Genomic DNA, 19396 nt, shown 5'->3' with positions numbered 1-19396 from the left:
CAGCCTAACGACACCGCGACGGTAAGTTGGGGCACCATGGCGCATATGAATAACGGATCGCACGACGCACGACGCGAACCAGCCGCTTCGCCGGCGAGTACGGCGAAGGTCACAGAAGGGGTCAGCGATTCCGCGATGCGCCGCTGTCTCAAACGAGCCGAGAACGGGCTCGCGTTGTCGACCGAAGAAATCGCGATACTGCTGCACGCGAGCGGGAACCACCTGGACCGCCTCACCGCCGCGGCCGCGCGCAAGCGAGACGCGAAGTTGAACGATGGTGCGAGCGGTTCCGACGATGCCGCGGTGCTCACCTATTCCCGGAAAGTCTTCATTCCCCTCACGCACCTGTGCCGCGATAGGTGCCACTACTGCACCTTCGTCAAGAGCCCCGGGGTGCTGCGCCGAGAGGGGACGCCGCTGTACATGGAGCCCGACGAGGTTGTCGACCTCGCGCGACGGGGCGCGGAACTCGGGTGTAAGGAGGCGCTGTTCACACTCGGCGACCGCCCCGAGGACCGCTGGCCCGAGGCGCGCGAATGGCTCGATGCGCGTGGATACGATTCGACACTGGACTACGTGCGTGCGATGGCGATCCGCGTGCTCGAGGAGACGGGGCTGCTGCCGCACCTCAACCCTGGAGTGATGAGCTGGGCGGAGCTCTCGCGCCTCAAGCCCGTCGCGCCGTCGATGGGCATGATGCTCGAGACCTCCTCGCGCCGCCTGTTCACCGAACCAGGCCAGGCTCACTACGGTTCGCCGGACAAGGACCCCGAGGTACGCCTGCGCACGCTCACCGACGCGGGGCGTCTTGCGATCCCGTTCACGACCGGGATCCTCGTCGGGATCGGCGAGACGCTCGACGAGCGCGCCGAATCGCTGGCCGACCTCGCACGCCTGTCCCGCGAATTCGGACATATCCAAGAAGTCATCGTCCAAAACTTCCGCGCCAAGCCGAAGACCGCGATGGCCGCGACGCCCGACGCCGACCTCGACGGCTACCTCGCCGCAGTGGCCTGCGCACGCCTCGTACTCGACCCGCGGGTCACCGTGCAGGCACCGCCGAACCTCGTCGACGACGAGGAGATCGCCCTTCTCGTGGACGCCGGGATCGACGACTTCGGCGGCATCTCGCCTCTGACGGCGGACCACGTCAACCCCGAGCGTCCCTGGCCGCATCTCGACGACTTGTCCAGGATCTGCGTCGAACTCGGATTCGACCTGCGCGAGCGGCTCACCGTGCATCCTCGTTATATCGCCGCGGGGGCCGCGTGGATCGACCCGCGGGTGTCCGGACACGTCGCCGCGCTTGCCGATTCCCGCGGTCTCGCCGCGCGGGCGGAGGACGGCGGCTCGCGTTCGCCCGCGCCCCTGCCGTGGCAGGAGCCGGACGAGTCTTTCGAATCCTTCGGGCGCATCGATCTCGGTGAATCCATCGACACTGAGGGCCGCCGCACCGAGACGCGTTCCGACATCGACCAGGCATTCGGCAACTGGGACGCGATCAGGGAGGCCGCCGCTCGCATCGGCGCCGCGGAGGCCGCCGGGGCCTCGGCTCCCGGGCGCGCTGACTCGGAGGTGCTCGCCGCGCTGCGTGCTGCCGAGTCCGACCCCGCCGGGCTCAGCGACGCCCAATACCTCGCGCTCGCCGGTGCCGACGGCGACGGTCTCGCCGCGCTCGCGGCCTTGGCGGATTCGATCCGCGCGGACGTGGTCGGCGACGATGTCACCTACGTCGTCAACCGAAACATCAACTTCTCCAACATCTGCTACACCGGCTGCCGATTCTGCGCATTCGCCCAGCGCAAGGGGGATGCGGACGCGTTCTCGTTGTCGCCGGGGGAGGTCGCCGACCGCGCCTTCGAGGCCCACACGACGGGCGCGACCGAGGTGTGCATGCAGGGCGGTATCGACCCGGACCTGCCGGTCACCGGCTACGCGGATCTCGTTCGCGCGGTCAAGGACCGAGTCCCTGGGATGCACGTCCATGCGTTCAGCCCCATGGAGATCTCCAATGGCGCGTCCCGCTCCGGTCTGTCCGTGCGCGAATGGCTCACCGGTCTCAAGGAAGCCGGACTGGACTCGATCCCGGGCACCGCAGCCGAGATTTTGGATGACGACGTGCGCTGGGTACTCACCAAGGGGAAGCTTCCCGCCGCCGAGTGGATCGACATCATCGAGACCGCGCACTCTGTGGGAATTCGCTCGAGCTCCACGATGATGTACGGCCACGTCGATGCGCCGTCCCACTGGGTGGCACATCTGCGCACGCTGCGAGGGATCCAGGAACGCACCGGTGGGTTCACCGAATTCGTGCCCCTGCCGTTCGTTCACCACAGCGCCCCGCTGTATCTCGCCGGCGCCGCACGCCCGGGCCCCACGCGTCAGGAAAACCTCGTTGTGCACGCGCTGGCCCGGCTGATGCTGCATGGCGAGATCGATAACGTTCAGACCTCGTGGGTGAAGCTGGGGATCACCGGTACGCAGCGAATGTTGCAGGCAGGCGCGAATGACCTGGGCGGAACGCTGATGGAGGAGACGATCTCCCGGATGGCGGGCGCAGAGAACGGTTCGGAGAAGACGCCGGACGAGCTTCGCGAGATCGGCGCCGGCATCGACCGCCCAGTTGTCCAGCGGGACACCTTCTACGGGCGCGTCCGGTCAGTGCCGCGGGTCTCTCTCATGGTCGAGTAACACCTGTCCGGGAACCGGGCGAGCCCACTTTTCCCAGCTAAGCCTAAGCTTAGGGGCCGTGTTCGTGGGTGACTCGCATTGGGGTCGTTGCACCCGGTGTCTTAACATGGAATGAGTGCGGTGCATCGGAAGTCGGTGCACGCGAAATTCGCGCCACATCACTGCGGTCGGTTCGCTCTGCCCGGCGGATCGGCATCTCGCGAGTCAGTGATCTTCGAGGAAAGGAAATCACGGCGACATGACATACGTGATTGCGGAGCCTTGCGTCGACGTCTTGGACAAGGCGTGCGTCGAAGAATGCCCCGTGGACTGTATTTACGAGGGTGGACGCATGCTGTACATCCACCCCGACGAGTGTGTCGACTGTGGCGCCTGCGAACCCGTATGTCCCGTGGAAGCGATCTTCTACGAAGACGACGTTCCGGACGAGTGGGAGGAGTACACGGCTACCAACGCGGACTTCTTCGAAGAGCTCGGCTCCCCGGGTGGCGCTGCGAAGACCGATCCGGGTGAGGACACCGACTTCGTCAAGAAGCTCCCTCCCATGGGCGAGGACTAGGTCCTACGTTGTCGGCCGCGACGAACAATAACGGGCGTACGCCGGTCTCGAGCCGGCTCCCCGTATTCCCCTGGGACACACTGTCCGACGCGCGTTCGCGTGCGTCGGCTCACCCGGGCGGTCTGGTCGACCTCACCGTGGGTGCGCCGGTCGATGACGTCGACGAAGGCATCCGGCGGGCTTTGGGGGACGGCGCGGCGTTTCCCGGGTACCCCACAACTCATGGGACGTCCGCGCTCCGCGAGGCCGCTGCTGCCGCGATGCAGCGCCGTTTCGGCGTGCCGGGGATCGATCCGCAGTCGGTGCTCCCCGTCATCGGTACCAAGGAAGTCGTTGCGGGCCTGCCGTCGCAGCTTGGACTCGGCGCCGGGTCGACCGTCGTCATCCCGGAAATCGCTTACCCCACCTACGAGGTCGGCGCGCTTATCGCCGGCGCCCAGGTGGTGCGCGCGGACTCGCTGACGCAGCTCGGCCCGGAGCGGCCCGACCTGTTGTTCATCAACTCCCCGTCGAACCCGACGGGCAAGGTGCTCGGTATCGATCACCTACGCAAGGTCGTCGAATGGGCGCGTTCGCGCGGCGTAATCGTGGCGGCGGACGAGTGCTACCTGGGTCTCGTGTGGGAGGGCAGTGCGCCGTCTATCCTCGACCCGGAGGTGTGCGACGGAGATTTCACCGGGCTGCTCGCTCTGCATTCGCTGTCGAAGTCGTCCTCCCTGGCCGGCTATCGCTCGGGTTTCATCGCCGGCGACCCCGTGCTCGTCGACGAGCTTCTCACCCTGCGCAAGCACGCCGGCTACATCATGCCCATGCCCGTGCAGGCCGCCACCACTTTCGCGCTTCAAGACGACGCGCACGTCGAGACGCAGCGGGAACGCTACCGCCGGCGCCGCGCGGAGCTTCTTCCTGCTGTCGAGGCCGCGGGTCTGCGAGTAGACGACTCCGAGGCCGGTCTCTATCTCTGGGCCACCCGAGATGAACCGTGCCGGAACACCGTGGACTGGCTCGCGGGCAAGGGAATCCTCGTCGCTCCCGGTGAGTTCTACGGGCCGCGGGGCGCCACTCACGTGCGAATCGCCCTCACTGCGACGGACGAGGCCGTCACGGAAGCGGCGAAGCGACTTCGCAGCTGAACGTCTACCGGCGCACCGCGTGCGGACGATTGAGCGTGCGGTTCCGGTGGAGGTGCACTGTGAATGCACAGTCACAATCTAGCGAGATAACGAAAGTGCCCGGGGTGGCGGTTTCTAGTGGTCGACGCAACACTGCTGTTAGTTGGTGGTGATTAGATCACGCAGACGCTCGGCTGGGGTATCCCAGTCGAGCGTTTTGCGTGGACGGCCGTTGAGTTCCTGGGCGACGTGCTCGAGATCGGTAGGACTGTGAACGCTCAGGTCGGTGCCCTTGGGGAAGTACTGCCGCAGCAGGCCGTTGGTGTTCTCGTTGCTTCCGCGCTGCCAGGGGCTGGCAGGGTCGCAGAAGTAGACCTGCATGTCGGTGGCGACCGTGATCTGCTTGTGTCGGGCGAGTTCGGCACCTTGATCCCAGGTCAGCGATCCGCGTAGGTGCGCGGGCAGATCACCGATCGCGGTGATGAGCGCGTCGCGGACCTGTTCGGCGTCGTGCCCGTCGGGCAGGTGCAGCAACATCGTGTAGCGGGTGGCACGCTCGACGAGAGTCCCGATCACGGATTTGTTCTGCTCACCGGTGATCAGATCCCCTTCCCAATGCCCGGGAACAGCGCGGTCGTCCACTTCGGCGGGACGGTCGCTGATCATTACCATCGGGTCGACGAACCGCTGATACCGCTCACCTTCTTTCCGCTGCGGCTTACGCTTGGTCCGCCCAGTCCGGAGTGCGTGCTGCACTTCCTTCTTCAGACCGCCGCGGGCTTGGAAATACAGCGCTTGATAGATCGTTTCGTGGCTCACCCGCATGCTTTCGTCGTCGGGATGATCCCGCCGCAGACGGTGCGAGATCTGCTCCGGCGAAAGTTTTCTCGACAAGCCTTCCTCGACCGCTGCCCGCAGGACTTTGTTCACCACCAGTTTGGACCGCTTCGGCCGCACCCGCGCCGCCGCCGCATCCCGATGCGCCTGATGCGGCAGATACCGGCCAGCGATACTGTGCTCGCGTACCTCGCGGGAGATGCTGGAGACATTCTTGCCGATCCGGGCAGCGATCGTGCGCATCGAATCCTTGACCACCAGCCCATCGGCGATCGCAATCCGGTCATCGAGAGATAGGTAACGGGTACTGATCACCGGAGATGCTGCGGCGTCTACGCAGGTCGCACTAGTCACGGTTTGTTTGTAGACCGTGCCGGATCGATAATCCACGACCCGACCGTCCGGATAGATCCGCGTGTTGCGGGTACGACGGATTCCCTGACGCCAGTCCCGGCCGGTGCGCTCGTTGACTCCCACCTCGCGGGCCGCGCGCGCTGCGGTCCAACCCTGATCCATCAACTCGAGGAACCGTTTCTTGGCCTCCGGCTTACCGAACGCCCGCGGGGCAGCGTCAACCAGACCAGCAGCGACCAAAATTCGACGAGCCACGCAGAACGCCACACCGCACTCGATCGCTGCCTTGTTGATCGACCCGGTGCGATCGAACACCTCCACGATCTGCCTCGAGTCGGCCGGCTTGCCCGCTCCACGCAGGCGCCCCACCGGCCGACCGATCGCCCGCAAAATCGCATAACACCGCTGCCGTGGCACACCCACCACCACAGCGGCTTCCTTCACCGGAACCCCGGCATCAACCAGCCGCGCTAACTGGTCACCGAACTGAACACAGTCCTCCTGAAACGACATGATCGCCGCAACCTCTCATCTGAGAGTGTTGCGACGATCATGTGAACCCGCGGGTGACCGGGCACTTTCGTTATTCGGGCGCGTTCGCGCCGCCAGGCATCTCGTGCTCGGCTAATCCGTGACGTATGCACCGCTGTCCGCATGGAAAACGGAGTTGATCGCCGACAGTATCGCGAGCACGACCACGACGGCGAGAGCCGCGAAGATCTGCGCCCGGGCAGCTTCGTCGGTGAGCATGAGCGCGCCGAGCGCGAGTATCACGACGATGGCGAGGTAGCTCAACCACGGGAAGAGCCACATCTTGACCTCGAGAGGCCCGCGGCGTTCGAGCTTGCGGCGCAGGGCGATCTGCGAGAGCGCGATGGCGATCCACACGACCAACAACGTCGCGCCGACGGCGTTGAGCAGGAACGTGAGAAGGTCCTCCCAATCGAGCCACTGCAGCGCAACGGCGACGAACCCGAAGAACACCGACACGTACACGGCGACCGACGGCGACGAAGCCTTGTTGGTACGCGCGAGAATGCGGGGCCCGTCGCCCTGCTTTGCCAGCGAGAACGACATCCGGGACGTGCCGTAGATCTGGGCGTTGAATGCCGAGAGCAGTGCAAGCACGATGATGACCTCGAGGAAACCCACGACGCCGGGAATCTCCGCCATCCGGAGTACGGCGGTAAACGGGCTCTGCTCGGCGGTCTCCGCGTCCCTGAGGGTGTCCCAGGGCAGCAACGTCGCGATGACGAGTACCGAGCCGACGTAGAACACCGAGATGCGCCAGATCACCGAACGGACGGCGAAGCCGACGTTGCGGCCCGGATCGTCCGATTCCGCGGCGGCGATCGCGACGATCTCGATGCCGCCGAACGCGAAGGCGACGGCGAGCAGACCGGCGGCGACGCCGCTCCATCCATTCGGCATGAATCCGCCGTGGTCGAGCAGATTCGCAGTACCGACGGCCGAGTCGCCGGGGAGGAGCCCGAAGATGAGGAGAATGCCGATGACGAGGAAGCCGACGATGACGGCGACCTTGATGAGCGCAAACCAGAACTCGAACTCGCCGAATGCGCGAACCCTGACGAGATTGACCACAGCGAAGAAGACCATGCACACAAGTGCAGGGATCCACGGAGAGACCCCGAACCACGCACCCATGATCGCTGAGGCTCCGGTCATTTCCGCGCCCATGACCATGATCAGCATGAACCAGTACAGCCAGCCGACCACGAAGCGCGCATGACGGCCGAACGCGGCACCGGCATAGGTGGCGAAGGATCCGGCCGCGGGCATTGCGGCGGCCATCTCGCCGAGCATCCGCATGACGAGAACGACGATGAACCCGGCGACGATGTACGACAGGAGAACTGCCGGCCCGGCAGTGGAGATAGCGGCGCCCGTTCCGAGGAACAGTCCTGCGCCGATCGCCGAACCAAGTCCCATCATGGTGAGATGGCGCCTGGCCATTCCCGGCGAAAGTTGGCCACCGAAACTCGCTGCCGAGTTCTCGGTGGCCTGAACGCCGGTTCCGGCGGCGTCACTCCCGGGGGCGTTTCCGTGCGCCTCAGTCATTCTTGTGGAGCTCCGAGTTGAGTTCGACGCCTTCGGACTTCCACGGCACGACCTCGACGGCGCCGGAGGTGGAGTTGCGGCGGAACAGCAAGTTATCGCGGCCGGAAAGGTCGCGAGCCTTGATCGTCTCGTGGTCGGCCCACGCACCGAACTTGAGCACGACCTTCGTGCCCGCGGTGACGTAGAGGCCGGCTTCCACGACGCAGTTGTCGCCGAGGGAGATACCGATTCCCGAATTCGCGCCCAGGAGGCAGTTCTCGCCGATGGAGATGGTTTCCTTGCCGCCACCGGACAACGTGCCCATGATCGAGGCTCCGCCACCGATGTCGGAGTTCGCCCCGACGACGACGCCGGCGGAGATGCGTCCTTCGACCATCGATGGGCCGAGCGTGCCGGCGTTGAAGTTGACGAAGCCCTCGTGCATGACAGTCGTGCCCTCGGCGAGGTGCGCCCCGAGGCGCACTCGGTCCGCATCGCCGATGCGTACGCCCGAAGGCACGACGAAATCCACCATGCGGGGGAACTTGTCGATTCCGTAAACGATGACCGGTCCGCGGGCCTGCAGCTTGGCGCGGGTCTTGTCGAAGCCCTCCACCTTGCAGGAACCGTGGTTGGTCCACACCACGTTCGACAGCAGGCCGAATTGTCCCTCGAGGTTCGCGTAGTGCGGCGGGATCAAGCGGTGGGAGATGAGGTGGAGGCGAAGGTAGACATCCATCGCATCGATGGGCGCTTCGGTGAGGTCCGCGATAGTGACCTCCACCGCCTTCAACTCGACCTCGCGCTGCGGGTCGACGCGAATGATGTCGCGTAGGTCTTCCGGGATCTCGTCCCCGTCCAAGAATTTGTGGCCGGACGTCTCCGCCGCGCCGAGCTGCGGCTCCGGGTACCACACATCGAGAACCGTACCGTCTGTTGTCATCGTCGCCACGCCGATGGCGACTGCTCCATGTGCACTCATAATCACCAGGTTACCGGCCCGAGCGGGAGAAAAACCCACAGGCCATGCCGAAATCGTCGCGGCGCTAGGGTGGAGGGGTGAACGAAACGCCACCCACTGCACACGGTCCGCAGTCTTACACCCTGGACCTGCGGCAAGACCCGGTGTCGTTGACCCGGGCGCTAGTCGACATACCGAGCCCCTCGCGCGACGAGCGCGCTATCGCCGACGCCGTGGAAGCGGCGCTCGCCGAGGTCGTCGCCAGCCGGGGGCAGCCGTTCGATGCGGCGACCGGCTCTACGAGGATAGAGCGCGTCGGTAACTGCGTGGTCGCGCGGACCGAGAGAGGGCTGCCGTCGCGGGTTGTCCTCGCCGGACATCTCGACACGGTTCCCATCGCGGATAATCTTCCCTCCGCCGTCATCTCCGAGGAAGAAGACGGCGAGCAGGTGGACAAGATGTATGGCTGTGGCACGAGCGACATGAAGGCCGGCGACGCGGTGTTCCTGCACCTGTTCGCCGAGCTCGCGCAGTCGCAAGACCTGGCTCACGATCTCACTCTCATCATGTACGACTGCGAGGAGATCGAGGCATCGGCGAACGGGCTCGGCGCGCTGCAGGCGGTCCGCCCCGATCTGCTCGACGGCGACCTTGCGATTCTGGGTGAGCCCACCGACGGGCTCATCGAAGCCGGATGCCAGGGGACGCTACGGCTGCGCGTGCATTCGCGCGGGGTGCGCTCCCACTCCGCGCGCAGCTGGCTCGGGGACAACGCCCTGCACCGGCTCGCGCCGGTATTCGAGGCGTTGGCGCGATACACCCCTCGCAACGTCGACATCGACGGATGCACCTACCGCGAAGGCCTGCAGGCTGTACGGGTGCTTGGCGGTGTGGCCGGCAACGTGGTGCCGGACACGGCCTGGGTGGACGTGAATTTCCGATTCGCCCCCGACCGCTCTCCGCACCAAGCTCTGCAGCACGCCGTCGACGCCCTCGGCCTGGAGCCAGGCGCGCGTTTCGATCCCGAGAGCGGGCCCGGCGCCGAACCCTGGTCGATCGAGGCAGGCGCACCTGTGGAGGATCTCGCGGAAGATCACCTTCCCGATGACGGCGCCGGTACTTCGTCTCCCAGGACCGGCACCGCCTGGCAACTCACGGATATGTCGCCCGGGGCGCTCCCCGGACTGGACAACCCGGCGGCCGCCGCACTCGTCCGCGCCGCGGGTGGGCAGGTGCGCGCCAAGTACGGCTGGACGGACGTGTCCCGGTTCGCGGCCGCGGGCGTGGCGGCGGTCAACCTGGGTCCAGGCGACCCCGGGATGGCCCACAAGCGCGACGAATTCTGCCGTGTCGCCGAAATCGGGCGCGTCACCGGTTTCCTCCGCGAATATCTCACCTCACGCGGCAGCGAGTGAGTGCGTGCACAATATCTAGGAGAAGCTACTCGACGAATGTGAGGTCCAGGCGGCCGCCTGGCTCAAGGAAGGCTCTGTAGATGTCCTTGGATTTCCCGTTCCGCCTACGTGGACCCGTGATGGTTCGCGATGGTGAACCGTTGTCGTCGACAACGGATTCCCGCCTCCTCGATACGCAGGCTGATACCGATTGGCTTCACACCGACCCGTGGCGGGTCATGCGTATCCAGAGTGAATTCGTCAACGGTTTCGGTGCACTGGCGGAGCTGCCCGACGCGGTGAGCGTCTTCGGCTCGGCCCGCACGAAGCCGGGCGACGAATACTACGAGCAGGCCGTGGCACTCGGCGCCGCTCTCGCGGAAAAAGGCTACGCCGTCGTCACCGGTGGTGGTCCCGGCCAGATGGAGGCGGCGAACAAGGGGGCCCGGGAGGCCGGAGGCTTCTCCGTCGGATTGGGGATCGAGCTGCCACACGAGCAGGGACTCAACGGGAATCTCGACCTGGGCATCCATTTCCGGTATTTCTTCGTCCGCAAGACGATGTTCGTCAAGTACTCGCAAGCCTTCGTGTGCACGCCGGGAGGGTTCGGGACGCTGGACGAGTTGTTCGAGGCCGTCACGTTGGTGCAGACGAAGAAGATCACGCGCTTCCCGATCGTGCTTCTCGGCACCGAATTCTGGGGCCCGCTCGTCGACTGGATCAAGAACTCCCTGGCCGCGGAAGGGATGATCTCCCCGGACGATCCCGACCTGATCCTGTGTACCGACTCGATCGACGAGGCAGTCGAGCATGTCGTGCAGTCGCACCGCGAGGCTATTGCAGCCAAGGTCGAACGCGGGGAGAGCAACGACCTGACAGGGCGGCGATAGAATGTACGAAACCCCGAGGTCGGAGGTATCTCATCCGCGTTTTTCGGTCTGTGTCTTCTGTGCTTCGTCGGTGAAGGAACCCGGCGCATTGGCGCTGGCTCGGGAACTCGGTGAGGCAATAGGCGAACGCGGTTGGCGCCTGGTGACCGGCGGCGGAAGCGTGTCGATGATGGGCGAGGTAGTCGAAGGCACCCGGGCAAAGGGCGGCTATACCCTTGGCGTGATCCCCGAGAAGTTGCGCGCCAGGGAAGTCGCCGACATCTACTCCGACGAGCTCGTCGTGGTCGACACTATGCGCGAGCGTAAGCGCGCCATGGATGAAGCCTCGGACGCGTTCATCATCCTTCCGGGCGGCATCGGCACCCTCGAGGAATTCTTCGAGGTGTGGACGTCGAGGTTCCTCGGCTTCCATGACCGTCCCGTGGTGATCTGCGACCCCGATGGCTTCTACGCGCCGCTCCTGTCGTGGCTCGAAGACCTGGTCGAACGCGGTTTCGTGCAGGAGTCCGCGATGCGGGCGTTGCACGTATCGGCGTCGGCCGAGGAGACTCTCGACCTATGTAGTGGAGCCTCGGATCGACGATGACCACCCCACATCCGGGCTCGGATCCACGCCCGGTGGCCACGTTATGTGGGCGCCGGGTGGCCGCCGATCGCGGGCTGATCATGGCGATTGTCAACCGCACGCCGGACTCATTCTTCGACAAAGGCGCGACGTTCGACGACGCCCCCGCGATGGAGCGGGTGCGCAACGCGGTCGCCGATGGCGCGGACATCATCGACATCGGCGGGGTCAAGGCCGGGCCGGGCGACGATGTCGACGCCGCCGAGGAGATCCGCCGGGTGGTGCCCTTCATCGAGGCGGTGCACGGCGAGTTTCCGGACGTGTTGCTTTCGGTGGACACCTGGCGCAGCGAGGTCGCGGCTCCGGCCGTCGCCGCCGGCGCGACGATCATCAATGACACGTGGGCCGGATACGACTCGACACTTGTTCACACCGCCGCCGAGAACGGCGCCGGGTTCGTGTGCTCGCACACCGGCGACGCGATCCCGCGGACCCGCCCTTATCGGGTCGGTTACGAGGACATCGTCGGATCGGTGCGGGGCGAGCTCGCCGCCGCTGCCCACGCCGCCGCCGACGCCGGGATACCTCAGGACGCCATCATCGTGGACCCGACCCACGACTTCGGCAAGAACACCCACCACGGACTTGCCCTGTTGCGCAGCCTCGGCCCGCTCGTCGAGCTCGGCTACCCGCTGCTGATGGCGCTGAGCAACAAGGATTTCATCGGCGAGACCCTGGACCTCGGGGTCGACGAACGCGGGGAGGGGACCCTGGCCGCGAGCGCTGTCGCGCTGTGGCAAGGCGCCCGCATCCTGCGTTGCCACGACGTCCGGGGAACGAGACGAGTCGCCGAGATGGTCGCGTCGATCGAGGGGACGCGCCCACCGGCGCGCGTCACCCGAGGTCTGATCTAGGCTCGCAGGTACATGGATGCGCGCTTTCGAGGCGCGGAGAGGGAGCTCGGGAATTGGCGGCATACAGCGGTATCGACACCTTCGACGGTGCGCAGTGGACGGTTGCCGAGCTCTCCTCCGCGAAGCGTGGCCGTCGCGTGTCCGTGGTCCTTCCGGCGCTCGACGAGGAACGCACCATCGCAGATGTCATCGCGTCGATACTTCCGCTGACTACCGATGCCGGTTTCGGACTGGTCGATGAGCTCGTCGTCGTGGACTCCGGTTCGTGCGACAGCACGCGCGAGGTGGCACGGGCTGCCGGTGCGCGTGTCGTTGGCGTCGAGGAGATCTTCCCCGACGGCGGCGCACAACTTGCGCCGAGGCCGGGTAAAGGGGAGACCCTGTGGCGTTCACTCGCCGCGACGAGCGGGGACATCGTCGCGTTCGTCGACACTGATCTGCGTGACCCGTCCCCGGGGTTCGTGCCCGGCGTGGTCGGCCCGCTGCTGGTTTCCCGGCGGCCCGTACTGGTCAAGGGCTACTACCGCCGCCCGCTCGTTGGGGAGGGGAGCGTAGATCCGTTCGGTGGTGGCCGCGTCAACGAGCTTGTCGCCAAACCGCTGTTGGCATCGTTCGTCCCGGAGCTCGCTGAGCTGAGGCAACCACTCGCCGGCGAGTACGCCGTTCGCCGAGACTTCGCCGAAGCGGTACCGTTCGCGGCCGAATACGGCGTGGAGATCGGCCTCGTCCTCGACGCGGTTCGGCTCCACGGGCCGGAGGGAATCGCGCAGGTGGACCTCGGATCACGAGAACATCGGCACCGCTCTCTGCAGTCGCTCGCGCACACCAGCCGGCATGTCATCGAAACGTTTGCCCGTCGCCGCGGGCTGCCGGTTGCCGAGGAAATCCTCGCACCTGACCGGCCGCCGATGCGCGAGGTGCGTGCGCCAGGAGCCGGCCCTGTGGCGCCGCCGTGCAGGCCGCCAGGGAATGTGGCGACCGGTTGATCGGAAGCTCCGCCGTCATATGTGAGGGGTCCTGTCGACCGCCCCGTAAACTGGGAGCGGTGGGTAAGGCCTCCGGGCAAGTCGATAGCTAAAGGAAGCAGGCCTCGAATGCTCAGCGTCTTCGTATACGTCGTCGGGACCGTCGTGGTCGCGGCGATCATCTTCGTCGTGGCAGTGCTCCTGGCGGGGCGCGGCGAACCGCTCCCGCCCGTCGAAGCCGAGCAGACGCTCACGCGCCTACCACAAAGCGGTGTGACCGGCGACGACGCCCGCGATCTCCGTTTCGGGGTCCGTGCGCGCGGATACGACATGGCGGAAGTCGACTGGGCTATCGATCAGCTTGGCGCCGAGATCGACAGGCTGCGCGCGAACGGGTCCACGAGGTCCGGGGAAACCACGGAATCGGCGGAGGATTCGGCTACTCGGGCTTAAGTCTTACGCGCACATTTTCCCCGCGCTAAAATGGACGAATCCTCCCCGCGATACGCGCGGATGGCACACGGTGCCACCGCTCGCGGCCGGAGAATCGAGTAGTGGGACAGTCCCGGAAAGAGAGTGCAGCAGATGGCGGCGATGAAGCCCAGGACCGGCGACGGACCGATCGAAGCGGCCAAGGAAGGCCGCGCAATTGTGATGCGAGTTCCGGTCGACGGCGGCGGACGGCTCGTCGTCGAGCTGACGCAGGAGGAGGCCGAGGCCCTCAGCGTCGAGCTCGGGAAGATCACCGGCTGACATTCCTGCAGACCACCGAAAGTTTCGGGGCCGCCGCGGCCGCGCCCAGCGTGCGCCCGGCGGCCTTTTCGTTCCCGAACAGAGGTTTCATGACTAGCTCGGTGCCGGACTTCGCACCCGCCATCGCTCTCCGCCGCGCCTTGCCGTTACTGCAATGCCCGGTGTGTGGATTCGAACTTACCGAGTATGACGGCGGAGTTCCGAGCCGGCGCGTTCGTACTCTCGGCTGCAGCGGGGGACACCGTTTCGATACGGCGAAACAAGGGTATGTGACGCTGCTGGGATCCGCGGGGCGCACCAGCGGGGGAGATGATGCCGCCCAACTGGACAAGCGAGAGGCGGTGTTGTCGGCGGGGCACTTCGACCCGCTCGTCTCGCGCATAGTGGACGCGGTTCGACCTGCGCTCGGTGTCGGGGGAGTGCTGCTCGACTGCGGCGCCGGGACGGGCTTTTACCTACGCAGGATCCTCGACTCCTGCGAAGGCGCCATCGGTATCGGTACCGAGATCTCCTCGGCTGCGGCGCGGCGGTTGGCGAAGGCGCACCCGCGGGCGGCCGCGATCGTCGCGGATACGTGGCGGGGACTTCCGGTCGCCGATGGCTCGGTAGACGCGCTTACCGTCGTATTCGCGCCGCGCAACGCCGCGGAATTCGCTCGGTGCCTGCGTCCCGGCGGGCTGCTCGTCGTGGCGTGGCCGGGGCAGGATCATCTGTCCCCATTGCGCGCGGACCTCGGGATGCTCGACATAGAAAAGGACAAGGAAACAAGGCTAGGTGCCGAGCTCAAGGAGTACTTCGACCTCGACGAGGGGGCGAGTTCGACAGTCACGTCGGAACTCCGGTTGAGTCCGAATGAGGCAGTGGGAATTGCGCTCATGGGTCCATCCGGAGCGCGCATCGGGGACGAAGAAATGCGGCGGCGAGTCACGGAACTCGGACGGGACGCGTATGCGGCCACGTTGACGGTTAATGTTTCCGTGCTGCGCAAGCGGTAGGGCGGAATGCGGATAACCCGTGGGCGGTGCCGGCTACGCCGTGAGAATCGACATTCCATCGCCGAGCGGCAGGCGCGTGATGCGCGCGGACTCGGGAAGGCCATCGACATCATCGAAGAACGAGATCGAATCGAGGACGACGACCGCGCCACCGCCGACGAGTTCGAGACCACGCGTGGCGAGCGCCTTTGCCTCGACCTCGCCGTCATGGGCCACCACAAGACCGTACGTGCCCGCCGCCAACTTGCCCATCACCTCGAGCGGGCGGGCGGCGATGACGCGGCACGAGCTCGCGGGGAACCCCGCAGCCTTGACGGCCTTCTTTCCGGCTTCGGAGTGATGCGGGTCCGAAGTGATCGCGGTGACCATGCCGGGTTTGGTTCCACCAGCCGCGGAAGACATGCCCGTGAGAATGGACAAGGCGACCACCCCGGGCGCGGAACCGATGTAGACGGCCGAACTGGCCTGCGACATCGAAGCAAGAAGCTGGAGTAAAGCGGTGGCGTTGGCGTCCGGGGCGTGCCCGCCGAGCTCGGAGCTTTCCTCCCTGGCTACCCGAAGGGCCTCGGCGAGAGCTGACTTTTCCGAGTCGTCGCCTGTGGCCCGGTCCGGTTCCGCCGAACCCAAACACTGCTCGTACAGAGCACTCAGTCCGGTCGGATCCGCCTCACCTGAACCCACAGTCACACCTGCCCCTTTGGTATCGCTACCTGCGTTGTTGCCGTTCGATTACGGGCTACAGCCTAACCTGTGGGGCTACCGGCAGGCCGGAGAACTGCCGTCGGCGTGTTTGTCGGGTATTCGAAGATTCCTTCACATTCTCAGGGCACACACAGCGCAACACTACGTGGGGCCCAGTCCTATTCGGCAAGGTGTAGACAGATGGCCCGGACCCACCCTGTTCGGGCGCAGGAAGGAGGCGTCGGGTGTACGAGTTCCCGAATACGCCGAACACGCATCGGCCCGCTGACGTCGGAGTGGGCGCAGTGCATGAAGGCGACGCCGGTTCCGCCGCCGAGATCGAGGCCGCCACCGCGGCGTTCGATCGCTCGGGGGACAAGGCCGACCTGCCGTCGTGGAACCGGATCGTCGCAGACCACGGCGACCGCGTGTACAGACTCGCCTTCCGTCTGACGGGCAATGCCCAAGACGCCGAGGACCTCACGCAGGATGCGTTCATCCGCGTGTTCAAGTCCCTCGACCGCTACAAGCCGGGCACCTTCGAGGGGTGGATGCACCGCATCGTCACGAATCTCTTCCTGGACCAGGTTCGCCGTAAGGCACGCATCCGGATGGACGCGCTGCCCGAGGACCAGGAACGCCTTCCGTCCGGGCACAGTGGTCCCGAGCAGGTCGTCGTCGGCGAGACTTTCGATCCCGTACTCCAGCGGGCGTTGGACAACCTTCCGCCGGACTATCGCGCAGCCGTCGTTCTGTGTGATATCGAAGATCTCACCTACGAACAGGTCGGCCGCATCCTCGGAATAAAGATGGGCACCGTGCGAAGCCGAATTCACCGTGGACGAGCCGCCCTTCGCGCCGAGCTCGCAGCGGGCGGGGTCAACTCGATGGCCGAGGCTTTGGGCGGTAATTGACGCGTCTCGGCGCATATACTGGGGCAACGTGAAGGTGCCCGGTCGCCGTTGCACGTCGAAGGAGTTTCGGTGAGCACAGGCACGCCTGGATGACACTGGACGACATCTGACGCGGAAAGGACAGTGGGAATGGTCGCGCAGCCGCAACCCGGAGAATTCGCTCCCACAGAGCACCTCTCCAGCGAGGCCGTCGCGGCGTTCGCCGACGAGCGCCTGCCCACCACGGCCCGCGACCGTGCGCTGAAGCACCTCGGCCAGTGCCCCGAATGCATGGACGCGTTGCAGGTGCAGCGCTCAGCCAGATACGCACTGAGGCATTCTGGCCCGATTCCGATGCCAGGAACTCTCGCCGAACGCCTCGCGCACATTGCCGAGCACACGCCACACTGCGATAGTTCCGCGGGTTCTGCGGAGATCGGGCAAGGCCGGTCGCCATCTGGTCGAAGTGCGTGGCAGCGTCTGAAGTCCCGGGTGTTTAGACGCTAGGCTCGTTCAAGGAGTACCGCCACCCGCGCGGCTACTCACGGAGTTCTACAGTCGTCGGCAGTACAGGAGAGTCGCATAGTGCCAGGTGAGGATCGGCCCGGAACGCCCGATGGCTTCCGACCTCCCGAAGAAGGTGCACCTCCGCGCCCCCTACGCCAGCCCCAGCGGCAGTGGCGACCCCCGGTCGACAAGGCCACAGAGGAGGCGTTCCGTAGGCCGAGCGGCGAGCGCGGGTCCAGCGATCGCGAACGCGGCGAGCAGCGTCGCGGCCCCATTTCGGCCCCACCCAGGAATCCGGTGCACGAAAAGGTCTTCGGGCGCCCTGCCGGCGCGACGGAGATGCTCGAACGCATTCCCGGTACCGCCGGCGGCACGGACGCCGACGCGACGACTATCGGCGAACTGGCGAACCCGTGGCGCAACCCCGAGAGTTTCGTCGAAGAAGGGGCCCCGGCGCGGAAAGAACCTCCGGAACCTCCCGTCCTCGACCTGGTGGGCTCCAGTGCACGCCGGGGCGGCGAACCCGATTCGCCGCGAAAGCTCGGCGTCCGGGAGGTTTTCTTCGGGAAGAGGCTCTCGTGGCAGGCGGTCGCCTCGGTGGCGGCGGCGTGCGCCGTCATCGGACTATTCGGTGGTGCTGCGGGACATTTGCTCGCCGAGAGTTCCACGAGCTTGACGAGCAACGATGTCCGCCTCCGTGAAGCTCCGCCGGCGCATCTGTCGGAGGACAATGTCATCGGCGCCGTTGCCGACGCGGTGCAGCCCGCCGTCGTCAATATTCAGGTGACGTCGCAAGGCGGCATGGGCGAGGGGAGTGGCATCGTCATCGACGATCGCGGCTACATACTCACGAATAACCATGTCGTGACGATGGAGGGCGCGGCAGGCCCGGGCGCTGTTATCGAGACGGTGTTTCCCACAGGGCAGCGCGCGAACGCCGAGATCGTCGGCACGGATCCGAAGACCGATCTCGCTGTCATCAAGGTCGATGTCGAGAATCTCACCGTCGCACAGTTGGGCAACTCCGACGAGGTCGAGGTCGGCCAGCAGATCATCGCGATCGGTTCGCCGCTGGGCCTGCCGAAGACGGTGACCCAGGGGATCGTCTCGGCCACCCAGCGCGCGATGGCACTCGGACAGGACGCCTCCGAGAACGGGGAAGTCATCGATGCGGTGCAGACCGACGCCGCGATCAACCCGGGCAACTCCGGCGGTCCGCTCGTCGACACGCGCGGCGCCGTCGTTGGTATCAACACGATGATCTTCTCCCAGTCTGGCGGCTCGGACGGGCTCGGTTTCGCGATTCCCATCAACGAGGCCAAACGCATCGCCGAGGCGCTGATCACCGACGGCGAGGTGCGTCATGCCTCAATCGGTGTCAATGCGCGCACAGCAGCCAACGGTTCGCTCGATGGCGCCGAAATCGTCAACGTCGCAGACGGTGGGCCCGCCCAGCGCGGTGGAATGCGCGAGGGCGACGTCGTCGTCAAGGTCGGCGATCGCGACATCCATTCGAGCGACGAACTCGTCGTCGCGGTGCGCAACGCGGGCTCGAATGGAGACGTTCCCATCACCGTCGTTCGTGACGGCGGACGGGTCGAGCTATCCGTGCGACCCGAAGCCGAGTAGGGCGCAGAACCGGGCATCGACGAGGCCGCAACTGGGGGTTGGCTTCGAAGGAACTGGGCGTTTGATGTGGGATGCGTTTCCAATTGAATGCTGCCCGCGTTGCCCGGCTATCCTAGGAGACGATGTTGCCAAACGTTGGTTGGGGCGAATTCTTCATCGTCGCGGTAGTCGCCCTTATAGTCCTTGGTCCCGAGCGACTTCCCGATGCCATGCGCTGGGTCGCCAATGGGATCCGTAGCGTACGCGAATTCGCCAGCTCCGCACAGAAGCAACTGGAAGACGACTTCGGCACGGACTTCGAAGAGTTCCGTAAGCCGCTGCAGGAGATCAACCAGCTCCGCAGCATGAGCCCGCGCTCGCTCGTCACGAAGCACCTTCTCGATGGTGACGACTCGCTGTTCACCGGAAACTTCGATTCACAAGGCTCGCCGCAGGGCCAGGCGCCCGGCAACGGACCCACCACGCAGGCACACGTTCAGGCGCCGACTCACGGAGCGCAGACGCAGGGCGGTGCCCAGTCCGCACAGCCGGGCCAATTTTCCGCGCCCCCGCAAGGTCCTACCGGCGAACTACCGAACTACGACGAGGCTACGTAAGTAGAGCCCACTCCTCGCGCTGGGTTCCCGTGTCCGCGAACC

18 protein-coding genes are annotated in these 19396 nt (G+C 65.8%); 14 read left to right on the top strand and 4 right to left on the bottom strand.

Annotation, left to right across the window (positions count from 1 at the left end; all coding sequences use genetic code 11):
- Positions 1-36 precede the first annotated feature (36 nt).
- The 3 genes from BJL86_RS10185 to dapC all read left to right on the top strand — a co-directional run bounded on the left by BJL86_RS10185 (position 37) and on the right by dapC (position 4383).
- Complete coding sequence (locus tag BJL86_RS10185) at positions 37-2691, top strand: bifunctional FO biosynthesis protein CofGH (protein ID WP_075844951.1); 2655 nt, start codon at positions 37-39, stop codon at positions 2689-2691.
- Positions 2692-2929: 238 nt separating this feature from the next.
- Positions 2930-3250, top strand: a complete 321-nt coding sequence (gene fdxA, locus BJL86_RS10180; RefSeq protein ID WP_067478128.1) for a ferredoxin — start codon at positions 2930-2932, stop codon at positions 3248-3250.
- An 8-nt stretch (positions 3251-3258) separates the two neighbouring features.
- Complete coding sequence (gene dapC / locus BJL86_RS10175; RefSeq protein ID WP_067478125.1) at positions 3259-4383, top strand: succinyldiaminopimelate transaminase; 1125 nt, start codon at positions 3259-3261, stop codon at positions 4381-4383.
- 138 nt (positions 4384-4521) lie between these two features.
- Here the strand turns inward: dapC and BJL86_RS10170 are convergent, their stop codons facing one another.
- The 3 genes from BJL86_RS10170 to dapD form a co-directional block, all read right to left on the bottom strand.
- Entirely contained in the window at positions 4522-5715 is a 1194-nt protein-coding gene (locus BJL86_RS10170; RefSeq protein WP_198034346.1) for an IS30 family transposase, read from the bottom strand.
- A gap of 462 nt (positions 5716-6177) precedes the next feature.
- Entirely contained in the window at positions 6178-7632 is a 1455-nt protein-coding gene (locus BJL86_RS10165; protein WP_414836071.1) for an amino acid permease, read from the bottom strand.
- Positions 7625-8593 (bottom strand): 2,3,4,5-tetrahydropyridine-2,6-dicarboxylate N-succinyltransferase, encoded by a 969-nt coding sequence (dapD, locus tag BJL86_RS10160; protein WP_067475454.1) that lies wholly within the window; start codon positions 8591-8593, stop codon positions 7625-7627. The genes BJL86_RS10165 and dapD overlap by 8 nt, the downstream gene beginning before the upstream one ends.
- Before the next feature lie 77 nt (positions 8594-8670).
- Here dapD and dapE point away from each other — a divergent pair, with 77 nt between their 5' ends.
- From dapE to BJL86_RS10120, 8 genes are all read left to right on the top strand, one after another.
- Positions 8671-9987 (top strand): succinyl-diaminopimelate desuccinylase, encoded by a 1317-nt coding sequence (gene dapE / locus BJL86_RS10155; protein WP_067475456.1) that lies wholly within the window; start codon positions 8671-8673, stop codon positions 9985-9987.
- A gap of 80 nt (positions 9988-10067) precedes the next feature.
- Entirely contained in the window at positions 10068-10856 is a 789-nt protein-coding gene (locus BJL86_RS10150) for an LOG family protein (protein ID WP_067475459.1), read from the top strand.
- Position 10857: 1 nt separating this feature from the next.
- Positions 10858-11442: an LOG family protein gene (locus BJL86_RS10145; protein WP_067475460.1), complete on the top strand. Its 585-nt coding sequence runs from the start codon at positions 10858-10860 to the stop codon at positions 11440-11442.
- Positions 11439-12335 carry a dihydropteroate synthase gene (gene folP, locus BJL86_RS10140; RefSeq protein WP_067475463.1) on the top strand — a complete coding sequence of 299 codons (897 nt, stop codon included), beginning with the start codon at positions 11439-11441 and terminating at the stop codon, positions 12333-12335. Before BJL86_RS10145 ends, folP begins: the two co-directional genes overlap by 4 nt.
- 53 nt (positions 12336-12388) lie before the next feature.
- On the top strand, positions 12389-13321 hold the full coding sequence (locus BJL86_RS10135) for a glucosyl-3-phosphoglycerate synthase (RefSeq protein ID WP_067475466.1): 933 nt from the start codon (positions 12389-12391) through the stop codon (positions 13319-13321).
- A gap of 108 nt (positions 13322-13429) precedes the next feature.
- Complete coding sequence (locus BJL86_RS10130) at positions 13430-13753, top strand: DivIVA domain-containing protein (RefSeq protein ID WP_067475469.1); 324 nt, start codon at positions 13430-13432, stop codon at positions 13751-13753.
- A gap of 132 nt (positions 13754-13885) precedes the next feature.
- A complete protein-coding gene (locus BJL86_RS10125; protein ID WP_067475471.1) occupies positions 13886-14053 on the top strand; it encodes a DUF3117 domain-containing protein in 168 nt (55 codons plus the stop codon).
- Between the two features lie 89 nt (positions 14054-14142).
- The gene (locus BJL86_RS10120; protein WP_075844949.1) at positions 14143-15048 is read left to right on the top strand and encodes a putative RNA methyltransferase; all 906 of its coding nucleotides are present in this window, start codon (positions 14143-14145) and stop codon (positions 15046-15048) included.
- A 33-nt stretch (positions 15049-15081) separates the two neighbouring features.
- Here BJL86_RS10120 and BJL86_RS10115 read toward each other — a convergent pair whose 3' ends face one another.
- Entirely contained in the window at positions 15082-15735 is a 654-nt protein-coding gene (locus BJL86_RS10115; protein WP_156515340.1) for an O-methyltransferase, read from the bottom strand.
- 290 nt (positions 15736-16025) lie between these two features.
- Here BJL86_RS10115 and sigE point away from each other — a divergent pair, with 290 nt between their 5' ends.
- The 3 genes from sigE (at position 16026) to tatB (ending at position 19354) form a co-directional block, all read left to right on the top strand.
- On the top strand, positions 16026-16643 hold the full coding sequence (gene sigE / locus BJL86_RS10110; RefSeq protein ID WP_067475488.1) for an RNA polymerase sigma factor SigE: 618 nt from the start codon (positions 16026-16028) through the stop codon (positions 16641-16643).
- A 783-nt stretch (positions 16644-17426) separates the two neighbouring features.
- On the top strand, positions 17427-18758 hold the full coding sequence (locus tag BJL86_RS10100) for a S1C family serine protease (RefSeq protein ID WP_231887240.1): 1332 nt from the start codon (positions 17427-17429) through the stop codon (positions 18756-18758).
- Positions 18759-18880: 122 nt separating this feature from the next.
- A complete protein-coding gene (gene tatB, locus BJL86_RS10095) occupies positions 18881-19354 on the top strand; it encodes a Sec-independent protein translocase protein TatB (protein ID WP_067475483.1) in 474 nt (157 codons plus the stop codon).
- Positions 19355-19396: the final 42 nt, after the last annotated feature.

This window comes from Dietzia timorensis, assembly GCF_001659785.1.
In the GTDB taxonomy this organism is placed as follows: domain Bacteria; phylum Actinomycetota; class Actinomycetes; order Mycobacteriales; family Mycobacteriaceae; genus Dietzia; species Dietzia timorensis.
The sequence above is the reverse complement of the archived record's forward strand: the minus strand, read 5'-3'. Positions and strand labels throughout refer to the sequence as shown.

What these genes read in the sequence shown, in the direction of transcription:
- BJL86_RS10185 (WP_075844951.1), top strand. Translation starts at nt 37, where the DNA reads ATGGCGCATATGAATAACGGATCGCACGACGCACGACGCGAACCAGCC.
- fdxA (WP_067478128.1), top strand. Translation starts at nt 2,930, where the DNA reads ATGACATACGTGATTGCGGAGCCTTGCGTCGACGTCTTGGACAAGGCG.
- BJL86_RS10170 (WP_198034346.1), bottom strand. Translation starts at nt 5,715, where the DNA reads ATGGATCAGGGTTGGACCGCAGCGCGCGCGGCCCGCGAGGTGGGAGTC.
- BJL86_RS10165 (WP_414836071.1), bottom strand. Translation starts at nt 7,632, where the DNA reads ATGACTGAGGCGCACGGAAACGCCCCCGGGAGTGACGCCGCCGGAACC.
- dapD (WP_067475454.1), bottom strand. Translation starts at nt 8,593, where the DNA reads ATGAGTGCACATGGAGCAGTCGCCATCGGCGTGGCGACGATGACAACA.
- BJL86_RS10150 (WP_067475459.1), top strand. Translation starts at nt 10,068, where the DNA reads ATGTCCTTGGATTTCCCGTTCCGCCTACGTGGACCCGTGATGGTTCGC.
- BJL86_RS10145 (WP_067475460.1), top strand. Translation starts at nt 10,858, where the DNA reads ATGTACGAAACCCCGAGGTCGGAGGTATCTCATCCGCGTTTTTCGGTC.
- folP (WP_067475463.1), top strand. Translation starts at nt 11,439, where the DNA reads ATGACCACCCCACATCCGGGCTCGGATCCACGCCCGGTGGCCACGTTA.
- BJL86_RS10130 (WP_067475469.1), top strand. Translation starts at nt 13,430, where the DNA reads ATGCTCAGCGTCTTCGTATACGTCGTCGGGACCGTCGTGGTCGCGGCG.
- BJL86_RS10125 (WP_067475471.1), top strand. Translation starts at nt 13,886, where the DNA reads ATGGCGGCGATGAAGCCCAGGACCGGCGACGGACCGATCGAAGCGGCC.
- BJL86_RS10120 (WP_075844949.1), top strand. Translation starts at nt 14,143, where the DNA reads ATGACTAGCTCGGTGCCGGACTTCGCACCCGCCATCGCTCTCCGCCGC.
- tatB (WP_067475483.1), top strand. Translation starts at nt 18,881, where the DNA reads ATGTTGCCAAACGTTGGTTGGGGCGAATTCTTCATCGTCGCGGTAGTC.